This is a genomic window from Thalassospira sp. MCCC 1A02898 (assembly GCF_001618185.1).
In the GTDB taxonomy this organism is placed as follows: Bacteria; Pseudomonadota; Alphaproteobacteria; order Rhodospirillales; family Thalassospiraceae; genus Thalassospira; species Thalassospira tepidiphila.
The window spans coordinates 104,634-119,326 of record NZ_LPXK01000011.1; the positions used below are offsets into that span (position 1 = coordinate 104,634).

Here is a 14,693-nt window from a genome sequence, read left to right on the forward strand (position 1 = left end):
ATTGTTATATAATTACCCAAGTGATGTCTAGTAGATAATTTAATAACGTTAAGGCGTAATTATCGTAAAGACATTGAGTAATAAAAATACAAGAGGTCGCGATGTCGATGGAAAACAAGCGCAACGCAGCAAAGCCGGAACGCGATCGCCCGTGGCTGATCCGGACCTATGCCGGGCATAGCTCTGCACAGGCATCAAATGCGCTATATCGTCAGAACCTGGCAAAGGGGCAGACCGGGCTTTCGGTGGCCTTCGATCTGCCGACCCAGACCGGTTACGATTCTGACCATGTTCTGGCGCGTGGCGAAGTCGGCAAGGTTGGCGTCCCCGTCGCGCATCTCGGTGACATGATGACGTTGTTTGACGGCATCCCGCTTGATCAGATGAACACATCAATGACGATCAACGCGCCAGCCGCCTGGCTTTTGTCACTTTATATTGCGGTGGCCGAAAAGCAGGGCACGGCGCGCGCCAGCCTGCAGGGCACGACCCAGAACGACATCATCAAGGAATATCTGTCACGCGGGACCTATATCTTCCCGCCTGCACCCAGCCTTAAGCTGATTACAGATGTCGCGGCCTTTACCTATTGCGAGGTTCCGAAATGGAACCCGATGAATGTGTGCTCTTATCATTTGCAGGAAGCCGGGGCGACAGCCGAGCAGGAGCTGGCCTATGCGCTGGCAACCGCGATTGCCGTTCTGGATGCGGTGCGCGATTCGGGTCAGGTGCCCGAAGAAGACTTTGCCAAGGTGGTCGGGCGCATTTCATTCTTTGTGAATGCCGGGATTCGCTTTGTTACTGAAATCTGCAAGATGCGGGCATTCTGCGAACTTTGGGATGAAATCACCCGCGACCGATACGGCATCGAAGACGCCAAATATCGCCGGTTCCGCTATGGGGTTCAGGTCAACTCTTTGGGCCTGACCGAACAGCAGCCGGAAAATAACGTCTATCGTATTCTGATCGAGATGCTGGCGGTGGTTCTGTCCAAGAATGCGCGGGCGCGTGCCGTGCAGCTGCCCGCCTGGAACGAGGCGCTTGGTCTTCCGCGCCCGTGGGATCAGCAATGGTCGCTGCGCCTGCAACAGATCATGGCCTATGAAACTGATCTTCTGGAGTATGAAGACCTGTTTGACGGTAACCCGGCGATTGAACGCAAGGTCGGCGCGCTTAAGGAAGGTGCGCGGGCAGAGCTTGCAAAGATTGATGAGATGGGCGGGGCAATTGCCGCAGTTGATCGCGGCTATATGAAACAGGAACTGGTGCGGTCCAACGCGCTGCGTCTGGCCGATATTGAAAGCGGCCTTACCAAGGTGATCGGGGTGAATGCCTTTACCGAAACCGAACCATCACCGCTGACATCGGGGGAGAAATCGATCCTGACCGTCGATGACATGGCCGAACAGGACCAGATCGAAAAACTTAAAGCCTGGCGGTCCGAGCGCAATCAGGCCGAAGTCGATGCCACGCTGACAGACTTGAAGTCAGCCGCCAGTGAAGGCCGCAACATCATGGAAAGCTCCATCGCCTGTGCCCATGCCGGGGTCACCACAGGCGAGTGGTCGGAAACCCTGCGCGACGTGTTTGGCGAATATCGTGCCCCGACCGGGATTACATCGATGATTGTGACCGGGGATGCGGAAAACCTTCAGGATTTGCGCAAACGCGTTGATGAGGTTTCCGACAAGCTTGGCGAACGCATGAAGATGCTGGTCGGTAAACCGGGTCTGGATGGTCATTCCAACGGGGCCGAACAGATTGCGGTCAAGGCGGGCGAGGCCGGGATCGAGGTTTTGTATGAAGGCATTCGATGGACGCCAGAGGAACTGGTGCGTAATGCCATCGAAGACGGCGCGCATGTCATCGGTCTTTCGATCCTGTCCGGGTCGCATGTGTCGCTGGTGCGTGAAGTGGTCAACGGGCTGCGTGCCCAAGGGGCTGGTCATATCCCGGTCGTTGTCGGCGGGATTATCCCGGAGTCTGATATGCTGGTGCTGCGCCAGATGGGCGTTTCCGCGGTCTATACCCCCAAGGATTACCAGTTGGCCAAGGTGATTTCCGAGATTGTTGATCTTGTGGATCGCAAGTCATCTGACAAAACAGCCGTTTCATCAAATGGTGCCGGTGACGCACTTGGGGATGCAGCGCTTTATTAACGTCCATGCGGGCAGGACCATCTGACAAAAAAACCGGTCGGACCCAACAACGGGTGCGACCGGTTCTTTTTGGATGTGCCCGGATCAGGACTTGGCTGAGACAGTTTCCTGTTCGGTGCCATGTCGCTCGTTGACCCAGCTTTCGAAGGTCGAGGCAGGCAATGGTTTGGAGAACAGGAAGCCCTGGATAAAGTCGCAGCCCTTTTCCTGCAGATAGACAAGCTGTTCGACTTCTTCCACGCCCTCGGCAACGACTTCGAGATTGAGGCTGTGACCAAGGCCGATGACCGCATCGACGATGGCCTTGTCATCGACATCGACATGAATGTCGTTCACGAATGAACGGTCGATCTTGATTGAGGTCACCGGGAACCGTTTGAGATAGTTCAGCGACGAATAGCCGGTGCCGAAATCATCAATCGCAATCAGAACGCCAAGTTCCTTGAGCTCCTTAAGCGTGGAGACCGCCTTTTCCGGGTTGTTCATCAGAATGGATTCGGTGATTTCAAGTTCCAGCGTGCCATGCGGCAGGGCGGTTTCCTTGACGATCTTGGTGACACTATCAACCAGTTCGGCATCCTGGAACTGTGCCGGGGACAGGTTGACGGCAATCCGAAGATCGGAAAGTGATGAGTCGCGCCAGATGCGTGTCTGACGGCAGGCCTTTTCAAGAACCCATGCACCCAGACGGTTGATCAGGCCGCATTCCTCGGCAACGGAAATGAATTCGCCGGGCAGGATCAGGCCGCGTTCCGGGTGATGCCAGCGCACAAGCGCCTCGGCGCCGACGACACGTTCGGTGCGGCAATCGATTTTCGGCTGATAGTAAAGTTCGAGCTGATCGTGTTCAAGCGCGTTGCGCAGATCTTCCTCGATGGTTTTGCGTTCCTTGACCCGTTCGTGCATCGACGGCAGGAAGAAGCGGTAATTGTTGCGTCCTTCAGCCTTGGCGGCATACATCGCCATATCGGCGTTCTTGACCAGCTGTTCGGGGTTTTCGCCGTCTTCCGGGAATAGAGTGATGCCGACACTGGCGGTCGAATGCAGGCGGATGCCGCGGCAATCAAACGGCTGGCACAGCTCGTCAATGATGCGTTGGGCAAGGGCGATGGTGTCTTCGATGTTCTGGACATCGGTCTGGATGATTGCGAATTCATCGCCACCAAGGCGGGCTGCGGTATCCGAATCCCGGATGATGCGCGACAGACGCTGACCCATTTCCTGGATCATCAGATCGCCGACATCGTGGCCGAAGTGGTCGTTGATGTCCTTGAACCGGTCAAGGTCGACAAACAGAACCGTCACGCCGCGCTGGAAACGACGGGCCGATAGCAGCGCCTGACGCAGACGGTCAAGGAACAGTGTGCGGTTCGGCAGGCTGGTCAGAACGTCATGGACCGCAAGGTGACGCATGCGGGCTTCGGTCTGTTTACGTTCGGTAATATCGGTGTAGGTCGCAACGTAACCGCCGCCCGGCATCGGGTTGTGATCAACCTGAATGACACGACCATTCGGGCGGGTACGCTCCATGCGATAGGGTTCACGGCGACGGGCAATCGCAACACGGTCAGAAATCAGGGCCTGAATGCTGACATCACCATATTCGCCGCGTTCGCCGTTATAGCGAAGGATATCAGAAAGCGGGGTGCCTTCCTTGACCAGATCGCGCGGCAGGTTAAGCAACTCGATATAGCGTTCGTTCCAGACCATCAGGTTCAGGTCCTGATCGAACAGACAGATGCCCTGACCGATATTGTGAAGGGTTGCTTCCAGCAGGGCCTGTTTGCGCTGCGCTTCTTCCTGCGCCTGACCCTGAAGGGCGACCATTTCATTATATTCGCGGATCAAAAGGCCGAGTTCGTCCGAGCTGTTCCATTCCACCGGACGGCGCAGTCGGCCGTGCTTGGTCATTCGGATGGAATGCAGCAGTCGGTTCAGCGGTTCCTTGATCGAGCGTTTGTTGGCGATCAGAAGGCTTGCAGCCACGACCGAGATCAAAAGCCCGAACAGGATCATGTCGATCGCAATACGGCGGAAGAGCAAATCCTGAACGCGTGCGTCCGTAAAGTAGATGACCAGTTCGCCAACGTCATGGCGGACGTTGTTGCGTTCGAAATAGACACGGCGCGAAAGACGAAGCGTGTCGGTCAGTTCGGATTGGGAAACGCCGGTATGGGCAAATTCGGTGCCGTCGGCACCCAGTGCCTGCACGGCAACGATGTCGCGATCGCGCGCCATGGCGTTGAGGGCAGATTCAATATTGTCGACGTCGAGATACCAGAAAGGTGTGGCCAGAACGCGGGCGTTAATGTCGGCGGTCTGTTCGACCTTGCCATTCAGGTCGTCGCGCAGCACCTTGTAGCTGACATAGCCAAAGACGATGAAAAGCGCGAGCGAGAACAGCGAAACAAGCGGCAATGCGATAAACAGCAGCCGACTGCTCAAGGACTTTCGTTGTAAAAACCCGTACGATCCGCGTGACAAGCGTTCTCTCCCTGACACCCACTTTAGGCTAGTCGAATATAATGTACTCGACCTTTGTATGGGTGCCAACACCCCCTTGAATTAGTCTCAAGTCAAACCGCAACTTGATGAAAACGCAAGTTTGATTTCGTTAAACATTCAATTATCTGACACAAGCCAGCAAAGCTATTTATCTTGTAGCGAAGTCCCTCAGCTTCAAGCATTTTTCCCGATAACCGCGAAAAATTCGTTATCGCGGCACAGCTTGTCGGGCCAATTCGTCGCATCTTTCGTTTTCCGGGTGACCGGCATGACCCTTGACCCAGTGCCACTCGACCTTATGTGGTTCAAGGGCTTGCAGCAAACGTTGCCATAGTTCCACATTCTTGACCGGCTTTTTATCGGCGGTTTTCCAGCCACGTTTCTGCCAGCCGAAAATCCATTTGGTAATGCCGTCGCGGACATAGCTGCTGTCGGTGTAGATATCGATGACACAGGGACGTTTCAGGGCTTCCAGCGCGCTGATGGCGGCCATCATTTCCATACGATTGTTGGTGGTTTCCGGATCGCCGCCCGACATTTCCTTTTCGACACCCTTGAAGCGCAAAATAGCGCCCCAGCCACCGGGGCCGGGATTGCCGCTGCACGCGCCGTCTGTGTAAATCTCGACGCGGTTATCGTCACCGTTACTTGAAGTCATATTGTCGTGTTCCCCGCCTTTGTGCCTAATCCAGGCCGTAGGCTGTTGCGTTTTCCACACGTTGGTGGAACCGCAATTTGTTGATGTATTCGCGCGGGTTCTTCGGGGTGACAAGTGCATCCTTGGGCGTATTCACCCAGTCATACAGCCGTGTCAGAAGGAACCGAAGACTTGCGCCGCGCGCCAGAATGGGCAGGGCGGCCTTTTCGACGTCCGAAAGTGGACGGACCTTGCTGTAATGCGACAGAAGGTTTTTGGCCTTGGTCACATTGAAGCTGTTATCGGGTTCAAAGCACCAGGCATTCATGCAAATGGCAACGTCGTAGCAAAACAGATCATTACACGCGAAGTAGAAGTCAATCAGCCCGGAAACGGCTTCCTTGTTTGGAAAGAAGAAGACGTTATCGGGGAACAGATCCGCGTGAATGACGCCTTTGGGCAGGGCGTGCGGCCAGTTTTCCTCTAGAAATGCGAGCTCTTCGCCAATCATCTTGCCAAGGCCGGGTTCGACATCGTCGGCATGTTCCGCGCAGCTGTCAAAAAGCGAACGCCATCCCTTGATGCTCAGCGCGTTTGGCAGGTGCATTTCGAAATCCTGACCGGCTGAGTGCAATTCGGCCAGTGCGGCGCCAACCCCGGCACAGTGATGGGGTTGAATGCGTCTGGGCGACATGCCCTGCAGGAAGGACGTGATGGCGGCCGGGCGACCACAAAGGCGCCGCAAGGCAACACCGTCCTTGCCGTGGATCGGCGTCGGGCAATTCAGTCCCTTGGCCGACAAGTGATCCATCAGGCCAAGATAGAAGGGTAGATCATCGGGATTTACCCGCTTCTCATACAGGGTCAGGATATACGGAGCCTTGGTCGTCTGAAGGAGGAAGTTGGTGTTTTCGACGCCTTCTGCGATCCCCTTGAACGATACCACGTCACCGATATCGTATTCGGCAACAAAGCGGGAAATATCTTCGTCTGAAACGTCGGTATAGACGGCCATGAGTTCTATCGTCGTCCTGATCTGAAAATAAGCATGTCCGCAGACCTAGCTGGCAAGCTGACGCGGCAGTTTGAAGGTGACATTCTCGTTGGTCAGCGTGATTGTCTCGACCGTCACGTCAAAGCGTTCCCGGCAGGCATCAATGACTTCCTCGACCAGGATTTCAGGTGCCGACGCACCGGCAGTGATGCCAAGGCTTGAAATACCGTCAAGCTTGGACCAGTCGATATCTTTTGCCCGTTCGACCAGAACCGACCGTGTGCAGCCTTCGCGTTTGGCGACTTCGACCAGACGGTTGGAGTTCGATGAGTTTGGCGCGCCAAGGACCAAAATTGCATCGGCCTTTTCCGCGATCAGTTTGACTGCATGCTGGCGGTTGGTCGTGGCGTAGCAGATGTCTTCCTTTTTCGGTACCGCGATTGACGGGAAACGCCGTTGCAGGATTTCAATGATCTTGGCAGTGTCATCAAGTGACAAGGTCGTCTGGGTTACGAAAGCCAGATTTTCCGGATCGCTGATTTCGATGGTTTCGGCGTCTTCTTCGGTCTCGACCAGGGTCATGCTGCCGGGTGGCAACTGGCCCATCGTGCCGATGACTTCGGGATGACCGGCATGACCAATCAGAAGAATATGCTTGCCGTCAGCGTGATGGCGTTCCGCCCCGCGATGGACCTTGGAGACCAGCGGGCAAGTCGCATCAAGATATTCAAGTTTGCGGGTTTCGGCCGCCTCGGGCACGGATTTCGGGACACCATGGGCCGAAAAGATCACCGGCACGCCATCGGGAACGGCATCAAGTTCGTCAACGAAAACGGCACCCATATCGCGCAGGCGATTGACCACGAATTTGTTATGCACGATTTCGTGGCGGACATAGACCGGTGCACCATATTTTTCGAGCGCCTTTTCGACGATCTCGATGGCGCGATCAACCCCCGCGCAGAAACCGCGCGGATTGGCAAGAACGATCCGAAGGCTGGCTTTGTCAGACATGATACAGGTCCGGCTTTCCCAATTGCGTGCGGGCGTTGCCGACGCATTTTTCAAACATTCACGTTACATAACCTGCCTGATCATGCGGTGCAATGACTCTGGGGTAAATGGTCGGTGCGGGTTGGCCGAATTTTTGACGTTTTACACCGCCCAAGGCCGTTCAAGCGGGTTGTGCCGACATCCGCGACAGAATAGACTGCGCGCGGGCCGGTCGTCGCGATGCGGCCCGAAAACATTTGGTTTGATAGAGGCTTGGATGACAATCGGTAACGGACTTCGGCGCGTTTATGCATTGGGTATGGTCTCGCTTGGTGGATTGCTAAGCGCATGCGGCGGTGGCAACCCGTTCGAAGAACAGCCGGTCCCGGTTTGTCCGGCGGCCTATCTGCCAAAGGATACGGCAAAGCTTGTTCAGTTCAGTGGTGCTGGCCGCGACCTGACCGATGTGATCGTCGAAGCCGAATTTACCGGATACCTTGGTGATTGCGGCTATGACCTTGATGACAAGGAACTTGATGTCATCATCAGCCCGATCATTACCGCCGAGCTTGGACCGGCAGCCCAAAACCGTAACGTTCAATTCAAATATTTCGTCGCCCTGCGTGACCCGAACGGCACCTTCATTCAGAAGTCGGTGTTTGACGTTAATATGGCGTTTGCCGACAATCTCAACATGGCACGTATCCGTGACGAACAGGTCACCCTGTCGGTGCCGCTGGACGATGTCTGGACCGGTCCGGATTACGAAATCTATCTTGGTTTCCAGCTGAGTGCGGACCAACTTGAGTATAATCGCCGGTTCGGAACCGATTGATTTTATTCGGGTTTGTTTGTTTGAGACGCGGCAGGCCGATCATGCCCGAAAAATAGGGGCTGGTCGGTTTGCGCGGAAACCCGTATAACAGAAACATACCCAAATGATGCACGTGGGAGAGGCCGCAGTCCTTATCGGATGGGCGGACGCCGAAGGAGCAACCACCCCGGAAACTCTCAGGCAACAGGACCGCGTGGAGATGGGACTCTGGAAAGCAGGTGACCTGAATTTTTGATCAGGAACACCTCGCCGAAGATGTAAGCAGACCGGCTTCCTACCCCGGATGTGATTCTTTCAGGCTCCAAAGACAGAGGGGGAATGTGGTTGGCCACTGGTCGGCTATATTTCGCAACGATTGTCTTGGAGAACCTGATGGCGGATCAAGAATCCGAACTTCTAAAAACTGCCCTTTATGATTTGCATGAGGAACTCGGTGCCAAAATGGTGCCGTTTGCTGGCTATGCCATGCCTGTGCAATATCCGCTTGGTGTGAAGGGCGAACATCTTCATACCCGTGCGAAGGCAGGCCTGTTTGATGTGTCCCACATGGGGCAGGTGCGTTTGACCGGCGAGAACCGCGTGGCCGAGCTTGAAAAGCTTGTGCCCGGTGATATCGCCATCCTTAAACACGGTCGCACCCGCTATTCCGCATTTACCCAGGACGACGGCACGATCCTTGATGATCTGATGATTACCAATGCGGGGGACAGCCTGTTTCTGGTGATCAATGCGGCCTGCAAGGACGATGATATCGTTCACATGCGCGCCAATCTTGGCGATGGTGTATCGCTTGAAGAAATCGATGACCGTGCGCTTCTGGCACTTCAGGGTCCGGATGCGGCCAAGGTTCTGGCACGCTTTGCACCATCGGTTGCCGATCTGAAATTCATGAGCTTTGCCGAAATCGACATCGCTGGCAGTCCGTGCTTTGTGACCCGTTCGGGTTACACCGGCGAAGACGGCTTTGAGATTTCTGTGCCCAACGCCGATGCCGAGGCGCTTGCACGCAAGCTGCTGGCCGAGGACGAGGTCGAGGCGATCGGCCTTGGCGCACGTGACTCACTACGCCTCGAAGCGGGCCTTTGCCTGTATGGTAACGACATTGATACCACCACGACCCCGGTTGAAGGGGATCTGAACTGGATCATCAACAAACGTCGCCGGGCCGAGGGTGGTTTCAAGGGCGCGGATGTGATCCTTGATCAGCTTGAACACGGTGCGGATCGCAAACGTGTCGGCATCAAGCCCGAAGGCAAGGCACCTGCACGCGAACACACCCAGATTTTGAACGCAGATGGCGAAGACATCGGCGAGATTACATCGGGCGGGTTTGGCCCGACCGTCGATTGCCCGATTGCCATGGGGTATGTCGCGATTGAATTTGCCGAACCGGGTACCAAGGTCGATCTTATGGTGCGTGGCAAGGCGCGCCCGGCCGAGGTGGTCGAACTTCCGTTCGCGCCGCATCGTTATTACCGCGGCTAAGAACCAGAATTTATCATAGAGAGAGCGGCGCTACGCTGCATTGGCACTGAATTGATCAACAGGGACAATGGAAAATGACTAAGAAATTTTCGCAGGAACATGAATGGATCGAGCTTGAAGACGGTGTGGCAACCGTTGGCATTACCGATTACGCGCAGCAGTCGCTGGGCGATATCGTGTATGTCGAGCTGCCGGAAGTTGGCAAGAAACTGACCAAGGATGGTGACGCGGCGGTTGTTGAATCGGTCAAGGCCGCCAGCGACGTTTACGCCCCGCTCGATGGTGAAATTGTCGAGGTCAATGAAGAGCTCGATGACAATCCTGCACTGGTCAATGAAGCCCCGGAATCAGACGGCTGGTTCTTTAGAATGACACTGACCGATGAATCCCAGCTTGATGAGCTGATGGATGAAGCTGCCTACAAAGACTTCGTCGAAGGCCTTTAAAACATGCGTTATCTCCCACTGACACGCGCTGATCGTGCTGCGATGCTTGATACCATCGGGGCATCATCGGTTGACGAACTTTACTGTGATGTGCCCGACGGCGCGTTGCTTGATGCACCTGTTGATTTGCCATCCCACCTTGGCGAAATGCAGGTCGAACGCGATATGATGGCCTTGGCCGCCAAGAATATGGGCGCATCAAGCGTGCCCAGTTTCCTGGGGGCGGGTGCCTATCGCCACCATGTCCCGGCGACGGTTGATTACGTGATCCAGCGCGGTGAATTCCTGACCGCCTATACCCCGTATCAGCCGGAAATCGCGCAAGGCACGCTGCAATACCTGTTTGAATTCCAGACCCAGGTTGCCTCGATCACCGGGATGGATGTTGCCAACGCGTCGATGTGGGATGGTGCGACATCCTGTGCCGAAGCGGTTCTGATGGCCTGCCGTGCGACCCGTCGCAAGAAGGCGGTGCTTTCGGGTGGTTTGCATCCGCATTACCGCGAAGTGACCGAAACCTATTGCCAGTATAGCGACACCGAAGTCGCCGGGCGCGATGGGCATCCGGAACATCAGGCAACTGCCGAAGAACTCAACGATCTGATCGATGATCAGACCGCATGTGTCGTGGTGCAGTACCCGGACGTGTTTGGCCGCATTCAGGATCACACCCAACTGGCCGATCTTTGCCATGCCAAGGGTGCGCTTCTGGTGGTGGTCTTTACCGAGGCGGTGGCGTTTGGCGCGGTGAAATCACCGGGCAGCTTTGGCGCAGACATCGTTTGTGGCGAAGGCCAGTCGATCGGTAATGCGTTGAACTATGGTGGACCGTATGTCGGTCTGTTTGCCACCACGCAAAAGCTCGTGCGTCAGATGCCGGGCCGTCTTTGTGGTGAAACGGTCGATCAGGACGGCAAGCGTGGCTTTGTTCTGACGCTGTCGACCCGCGAACAGCACATCCGCCGTGAAAAGGCGACCTCGAACATCTGCACCAACTCGGGCCTGTGTTCACTGGCCTTTACGGTGCATATGAGCCTGCTGGGTGAAGACGGTTATCGCCGTTTGGCGACATTGAACCATGAAAATGCCTGCAAGGCGGCGGACGCGATTGATGCCGTTGATGGCGCATCTGTCGTCAATGACAGCTTCTTTAACGAATTCACCGTGAAGCTTTCCAAGCCGGCCGCCGAAGTGGTTGAAGCACTGGTTGCCAAGGGCGTCCTTGCCGGTGTGCCGCTGTCGCGCTTGTATCCGAACCGTTCGGATCTGGATAACTACCTGTTGGTTGCGGTCACCGAAACCAACACGGACGAGGATATCGCGGCGCTTGCGTCCGCATTGAAGGAGGCGCTGGCATGACCTTTACAACCCATACCGGCAACCGTGGACTTGTTCTTGAAGAACAGCTGATTTTCGAGCAGGGCCAGCCCGGCCGTACCGGCGTTGATTTGCCGGAGCCCAAGGGCACCAAATCGCGCCTTGGCGGTCTTGGCCGTGATCGCGACGTTGGCCTTCCGGGGCTTTCCGAGCCGCAAGTCGTGCGTCACTTCACGCGCCTGTCGCAGAAGAACTATGGCATTGATGCCGGTTTCTTCCCGCTTGGTTCTTGCACGATGAAGCATAACCCGCGCCTGAACGAAAAAGTCGCGCGTTTGCCCGGTCTTGCCGATCTGCATCCAATGCAGCCGGAAAGCACCGTTCAGGGTGCGTTGGAACTGATTGACCAATGTGCGCATTGGCTTTTGGTCCTGACCGGCATGCCGGCGGTTTCCATGTCCCCGGCAGCGGGTGCACAGGGCGAGCTTTGCGGCATGATGGCCATTCGCGCGGCCCTTGATGCGCGCGGTGAAAACCGTCGTCGTGTTCTGGTGCCGGAATCCGCCCACGGGACCAACCCGGCAACCGCGGCCGCCTGTGGCTTTACGGTTGATTCGATCCCGGCGACCGAAGACGGCCGTGTTGATCTGGCCGCATTCGAAGCCAAGCTTGGCGACGACGTGGCTGGTATCATGCTGACCAACCCGAATACCTGCGGTCTGTTTGAACGTGATGTGCGCAAGATCGCCGATCTGGTGCATGAAGCGGGTGGTTACTTCTATTGCGATGGTGCGAACTTCAACGCCATTGTCGGTCGGGTGCGCCCGGCAGACCTTGGCATTGATGCGATGCATATCAACCTGCACAAGACGTTCTCGACCCCGCATGGCGGCGGTGGACCGGGTTCAGGACCCGTTGTCTTTTCCGAGGCACTGGCACCGTTTGCCCCGATACCGTATGTCGTGAAAAAGGGTGATGGCTTCCATCTGGTCGAAACCGCGGACGAAGAAGACGGCATGAAGCCGTTTGGCCGTCTGAAGGGCTTCCATGGTCAGATGGGCATGTTTATTCGTGCGCTGACCTATATGAAAAGCCATGGTGCAGATGGCCTGCGTCAGGCGTCGGGTGATGCGGTTCTGAATGCCAACTATCTGCTGGCGCGTCTTAAGGACAAGCTCAGTGTGGCCTTCCCGGGCTATTGCATGCATGAAGCCCTGTTTGACGACGGCTTCCTGAAAGATACCGGTGTTTCGACGCTGGATCTGGCAAAGGCAATCATCGACGAAGGGTTCCACCCGATGACGATGTATTTCCCGCTGGTGGTTCATGGGGCGTTGCTGATCGAACCGACCGAGACCGAAACCAAGGAATCGATTGATCAGTTCTGTGATGCGATTCTGTCGCTTGTGGCCAAGGCCGAGTCGGGCGATGCAGAATTCTTCAAGAATGCACCGTACCTGACCCCGCGCAGACGCCTTGATGAAACGGCGGCTGCACGTAAGCCGGTTTTGCGCTGGAAGCCTGAAACAGCTTGATAACCAACGCAACCTGACCTTTTGGTGCACCCCGGTCGTTTGGCCGGGGTGTTCTTTTTCAAAGACTTGGACTTGAAACCCATTGGACTTGTCGCAATCTGCACCCTTATACTTGCCGTAATAGTAATGAACGCCGTCAAAATGGTGCGTTTGGGGATTTAGTGATCGGACGCATGTCCGTTCCGGAGGGTTAAAGTCAGTTATGTCTCGTCGCGTGCAAAAAGTATTCACTGCCGAACGTCGTCTTAAAGAACGCACCGGTGGTGTTGTTGAGGATTGGTCTGACTCCTTTTTTGACCCGACGCTGGAAAGCGGCATGGGGGCAGGGGAACCGATGCAGGCATCCTTGCCGGCAGCGACGAGTGCCCCGGAAACATCCGGTATTACCCAGGCTGTTCTGGATGAAATCAGAGCCCTGCGTGGTGAAGTTTCACAACTGCGTCAGGTGGTGGCAGCCGGTGGTGTTCCGGCCAGTGATGTCGCCACCCCGTTTGCATCAAACGATGCGCCGATGGATAAATTGCCCGAACCGGTTTCAAGTAACCCAAGCCACTCCAATCGCCCGGGGGCGGCAGAGCCCGATCGTGACGATCTGGAACTGATCCGCACCCAGATCGCGGAAATGAACGAGCACATCCACAGGGCAAAGGTTCAGATTGCATCGCTGCGCCATCCAAAGGCACAGGATGACCGATTGGTAAGTGCGACCTCGGAACTTGATGCCATCGTCAAAGATACCGAAATGGCGACCCATACCATTCTGGAATCCGCCGAGCAGATTGACGATCTGACGATGACGCTTAAAAACTCGGCGCCGAGCGATTTTGTCGCCGATCACGTTGAACAGATTGCATTCATCGTGACCAAGATCTTTGAAGCCTGTAACTTCCAGGACATTACCGGCCAGCGCATCAACAAGGTGGTCAGCACGCTTGAGTTCGTTGAAGAGCGCGTCCACAACATGATCTCGATCTGGGGTGAAGATGCGTTTGCCGAATTGCCGGTTCCCGAGGTCGAGGAAGAATCACGGCCCGAGGATGCAGATCTTCTGAATGGTCCCCAGCTCGAAGGGGAAGGCATCAGCCAGGACGATATCGACAAGTTGTTCGAATAATTCGAAAAATGCTTGGTTTTGTGCTGTGATTTAAGGTAGTAGCGTGAGCTATATCTTCTTGGCAAAGAGCGCTTCGGGCGTTTTCGCCCAGTCATTTGTCAATCAAAAGTTTACATATGTAAGGTAAGTTCTTACCTATAAGAATAAGAAGCTATGTTGGGATGCGTGTAACATACGGTTGCACGCGTTTTGGCGTGCTTGGAGGTTAATATGGGATTTTGGTCTCTCGGTGCTATTCGCCAGCCAAAGGCACAAGACATAAAATGGCGAAAAAGCCCACGTGGGGAGTACTACCGCCTGTTCATGATCGACGATATTTCAGAGCTTAGCCTGAATGGGGTCGGTGGCGTTTACTTGCTGTGGCATGGTGGCCTGAAGCCGTCTTGGCTGGTGGCCGGTGCAACAGAAGATCTTGGACACAGTTTTTCTGAACTGATGCGAGATCCGGATATTCGCGAATATGACACCCGTGGCGGGGTCTATATGAGCTGGTCACCGATCAAGGACAGTTTCCGGGAAGGTGTTGTGCATTTCATTGCCAAGCACACCAACCCGACCTTTGAATGCGATTATGACAGCAAGGAAGACCCGATACCGGTTCTGCTTCCGCGCTGATCAGGCAATAATATTCCCTACATTCAAAGCAAAAAGCTCCGCAAATGATTGCGGAGCT

General features: G+C 55.4%; 12 protein-coding genes and 1 riboswitch. Of the genes, 8 read left to right on the forward strand and 4 right to left on the reverse strand.

The window, feature by feature from the left end:
- Positions 1 to 101: 101 nt before the first annotated feature.
- Positions 102 to 2,159: a protein meaA gene (locus tag AUQ41_RS11490; protein WP_063088555.1), complete on the forward strand. Its 2,058-nt coding sequence runs from the start codon at positions 102 to 104 to the stop codon at positions 2,157 to 2,159.
- Positions 2,160 to 2,243: 84 nt separating this feature from the next.
- Here the strand turns inward: AUQ41_RS11490 and AUQ41_RS11495 are convergent, their stop codons facing one another.
- The 4 genes from AUQ41_RS11495 to ispH form a co-directional block, all read right to left on the reverse strand.
- Positions 2,244 to 4,604: a bifunctional diguanylate cyclase/phosphodiesterase gene (locus tag AUQ41_RS11495; RefSeq protein WP_008889181.1), complete on the reverse strand. Its 2,361-nt coding sequence runs from the start codon at positions 4,602 to 4,604 to the stop codon at positions 2,244 to 2,246.
- Between the two features lie 268 nt (positions 4,605 to 4,872).
- A complete protein-coding gene (gene rnhA / locus AUQ41_RS11500; RefSeq protein ID WP_008889182.1) occupies positions 4,873 to 5,322 on the reverse strand; it encodes a ribonuclease HI in 450 nt (149 codons plus the stop codon).
- 25 nt (positions 5,323 to 5,347) lie between these two features.
- Positions 5,348 to 6,316, reverse strand: a complete 969-nt coding sequence (locus tag AUQ41_RS11505) for a homoserine kinase (protein WP_008889183.1) — start codon at positions 6,314 to 6,316, stop codon at positions 5,348 to 5,350.
- A 45-nt stretch (positions 6,317 to 6,361) separates the two neighbouring features.
- The gene (gene ispH, locus AUQ41_RS11510; protein ID WP_008889184.1) at positions 6,362 to 7,309 is read right to left on the reverse strand and encodes a 4-hydroxy-3-methylbut-2-enyl diphosphate reductase; all 948 of its coding nucleotides are present in this window, start codon (positions 7,307 to 7,309) and stop codon (positions 6,362 to 6,364) included.
- A 256-nt stretch (positions 7,310 to 7,565) separates the two neighbouring features.
- Between ispH and AUQ41_RS11515 the strand changes: the two genes are divergently transcribed.
- The 7 genes from AUQ41_RS11515 (at position 7,566) to AUQ41_RS11545 (ending at position 14,635) form a co-directional block, all read left to right on the forward strand.
- Positions 7,566 to 8,123, forward strand: a complete 558-nt coding sequence (locus tag AUQ41_RS11515) for a hypothetical protein (RefSeq protein WP_063088556.1) — start codon at positions 7,566 to 7,568, stop codon at positions 8,121 to 8,123.
- 103 nt (positions 8,124 to 8,226) lie between these two features.
- A riboswitch (glycine riboswitch) is annotated at positions 8,227 to 8,325 on the forward strand.
- 170 nt (positions 8,326 to 8,495) lie between these two features.
- Complete coding sequence (gcvT, locus tag AUQ41_RS11520) at positions 8,496 to 9,608, forward strand: glycine cleavage system aminomethyltransferase GcvT (protein ID WP_063088996.1); 1,113 nt, start codon at positions 8,496 to 8,498, stop codon at positions 9,606 to 9,608.
- A 74-nt stretch (positions 9,609 to 9,682) separates the two neighbouring features.
- A complete protein-coding gene (gene gcvH, locus AUQ41_RS11525; RefSeq protein WP_008889187.1) occupies positions 9,683 to 10,054 on the forward strand; it encodes a glycine cleavage system protein GcvH in 372 nt (123 codons plus the stop codon).
- Between the two features lie 3 nt (positions 10,055 to 10,057).
- Entirely contained in the window at positions 10,058 to 11,413 is a 1,356-nt protein-coding gene (gene gcvPA / locus AUQ41_RS11530; RefSeq protein WP_063088557.1) for an aminomethyl-transferring glycine dehydrogenase subunit GcvPA, read from the forward strand.
- Complete coding sequence (gcvPB, locus tag AUQ41_RS11535; protein WP_063088558.1) at positions 11,410 to 12,906, forward strand: aminomethyl-transferring glycine dehydrogenase subunit GcvPB; 1,497 nt, start codon at positions 11,410 to 11,412, stop codon at positions 12,904 to 12,906. Before gcvPA ends, gcvPB begins: the two co-directional genes overlap by 4 nt.
- A gap of 202 nt (positions 12,907 to 13,108) precedes the next feature.
- The gene (locus AUQ41_RS11540) at positions 13,109 to 14,020 is read left to right on the forward strand and encodes a protein phosphatase CheZ (protein ID WP_063088559.1); all 912 of its coding nucleotides are present in this window, start codon (positions 13,109 to 13,111) and stop codon (positions 14,018 to 14,020) included.
- A 210-nt stretch (positions 14,021 to 14,230) separates the two neighbouring features.
- A complete protein-coding gene (locus AUQ41_RS11545) occupies positions 14,231 to 14,635 on the forward strand; it encodes a hypothetical protein (protein WP_232308375.1) in 405 nt (134 codons plus the stop codon).
- Positions 14,636 to 14,693 lie beyond the last annotated feature (58 nt).

What these genes read in the sequence shown, in the direction of transcription:
- AUQ41_RS11490 (WP_063088555.1), top strand. Translation starts at nt 102, where the DNA reads ATGTCGATGGAAAACAAGCGCAACGCAGCAAAGCCGGAACGCGATCGC.
- rnhA (WP_008889182.1), bottom strand. Translation starts at nt 5,322, where the DNA reads ATGACTTCAAGTAACGGTGACGATAACCGCGTCGAGATTTACACAGAC.
- AUQ41_RS11505 (WP_008889183.1), bottom strand. Translation starts at nt 6,316, where the DNA reads ATGGCCGTCTATACCGACGTTTCAGACGAAGATATTTCCCGCTTTGTT.
- ispH (WP_008889184.1), bottom strand. Translation starts at nt 7,309, where the DNA reads ATGTCTGACAAAGCCAGCCTTCGGATCGTTCTTGCCAATCCGCGCGGT.
- AUQ41_RS11515 (WP_063088556.1), top strand. Translation starts at nt 7,566, where the DNA reads ATGACAATCGGTAACGGACTTCGGCGCGTTTATGCATTGGGTATGGTC.
- gcvT (WP_063088996.1), top strand. Translation starts at nt 8,496, where the DNA reads ATGGCGGATCAAGAATCCGAACTTCTAAAAACTGCCCTTTATGATTTG.
- gcvH (WP_008889187.1), top strand. Translation starts at nt 9,683, where the DNA reads ATGACTAAGAAATTTTCGCAGGAACATGAATGGATCGAGCTTGAAGAC.
- gcvPA (WP_063088557.1), top strand. Translation starts at nt 10,058, where the DNA reads ATGCGTTATCTCCCACTGACACGCGCTGATCGTGCTGCGATGCTTGAT.
- gcvPB (WP_063088558.1), top strand. Translation starts at nt 11,410, where the DNA reads ATGACCTTTACAACCCATACCGGCAACCGTGGACTTGTTCTTGAAGAA.
- AUQ41_RS11540 (WP_063088559.1), top strand. Translation starts at nt 13,109, where the DNA reads ATGTCTCGTCGCGTGCAAAAAGTATTCACTGCCGAACGTCGTCTTAAA.
- AUQ41_RS11545 (WP_232308375.1), top strand. Translation starts at nt 14,231, where the DNA reads ATGGGATTTTGGTCTCTCGGTGCTATTCGCCAGCCAAAGGCACAAGAC.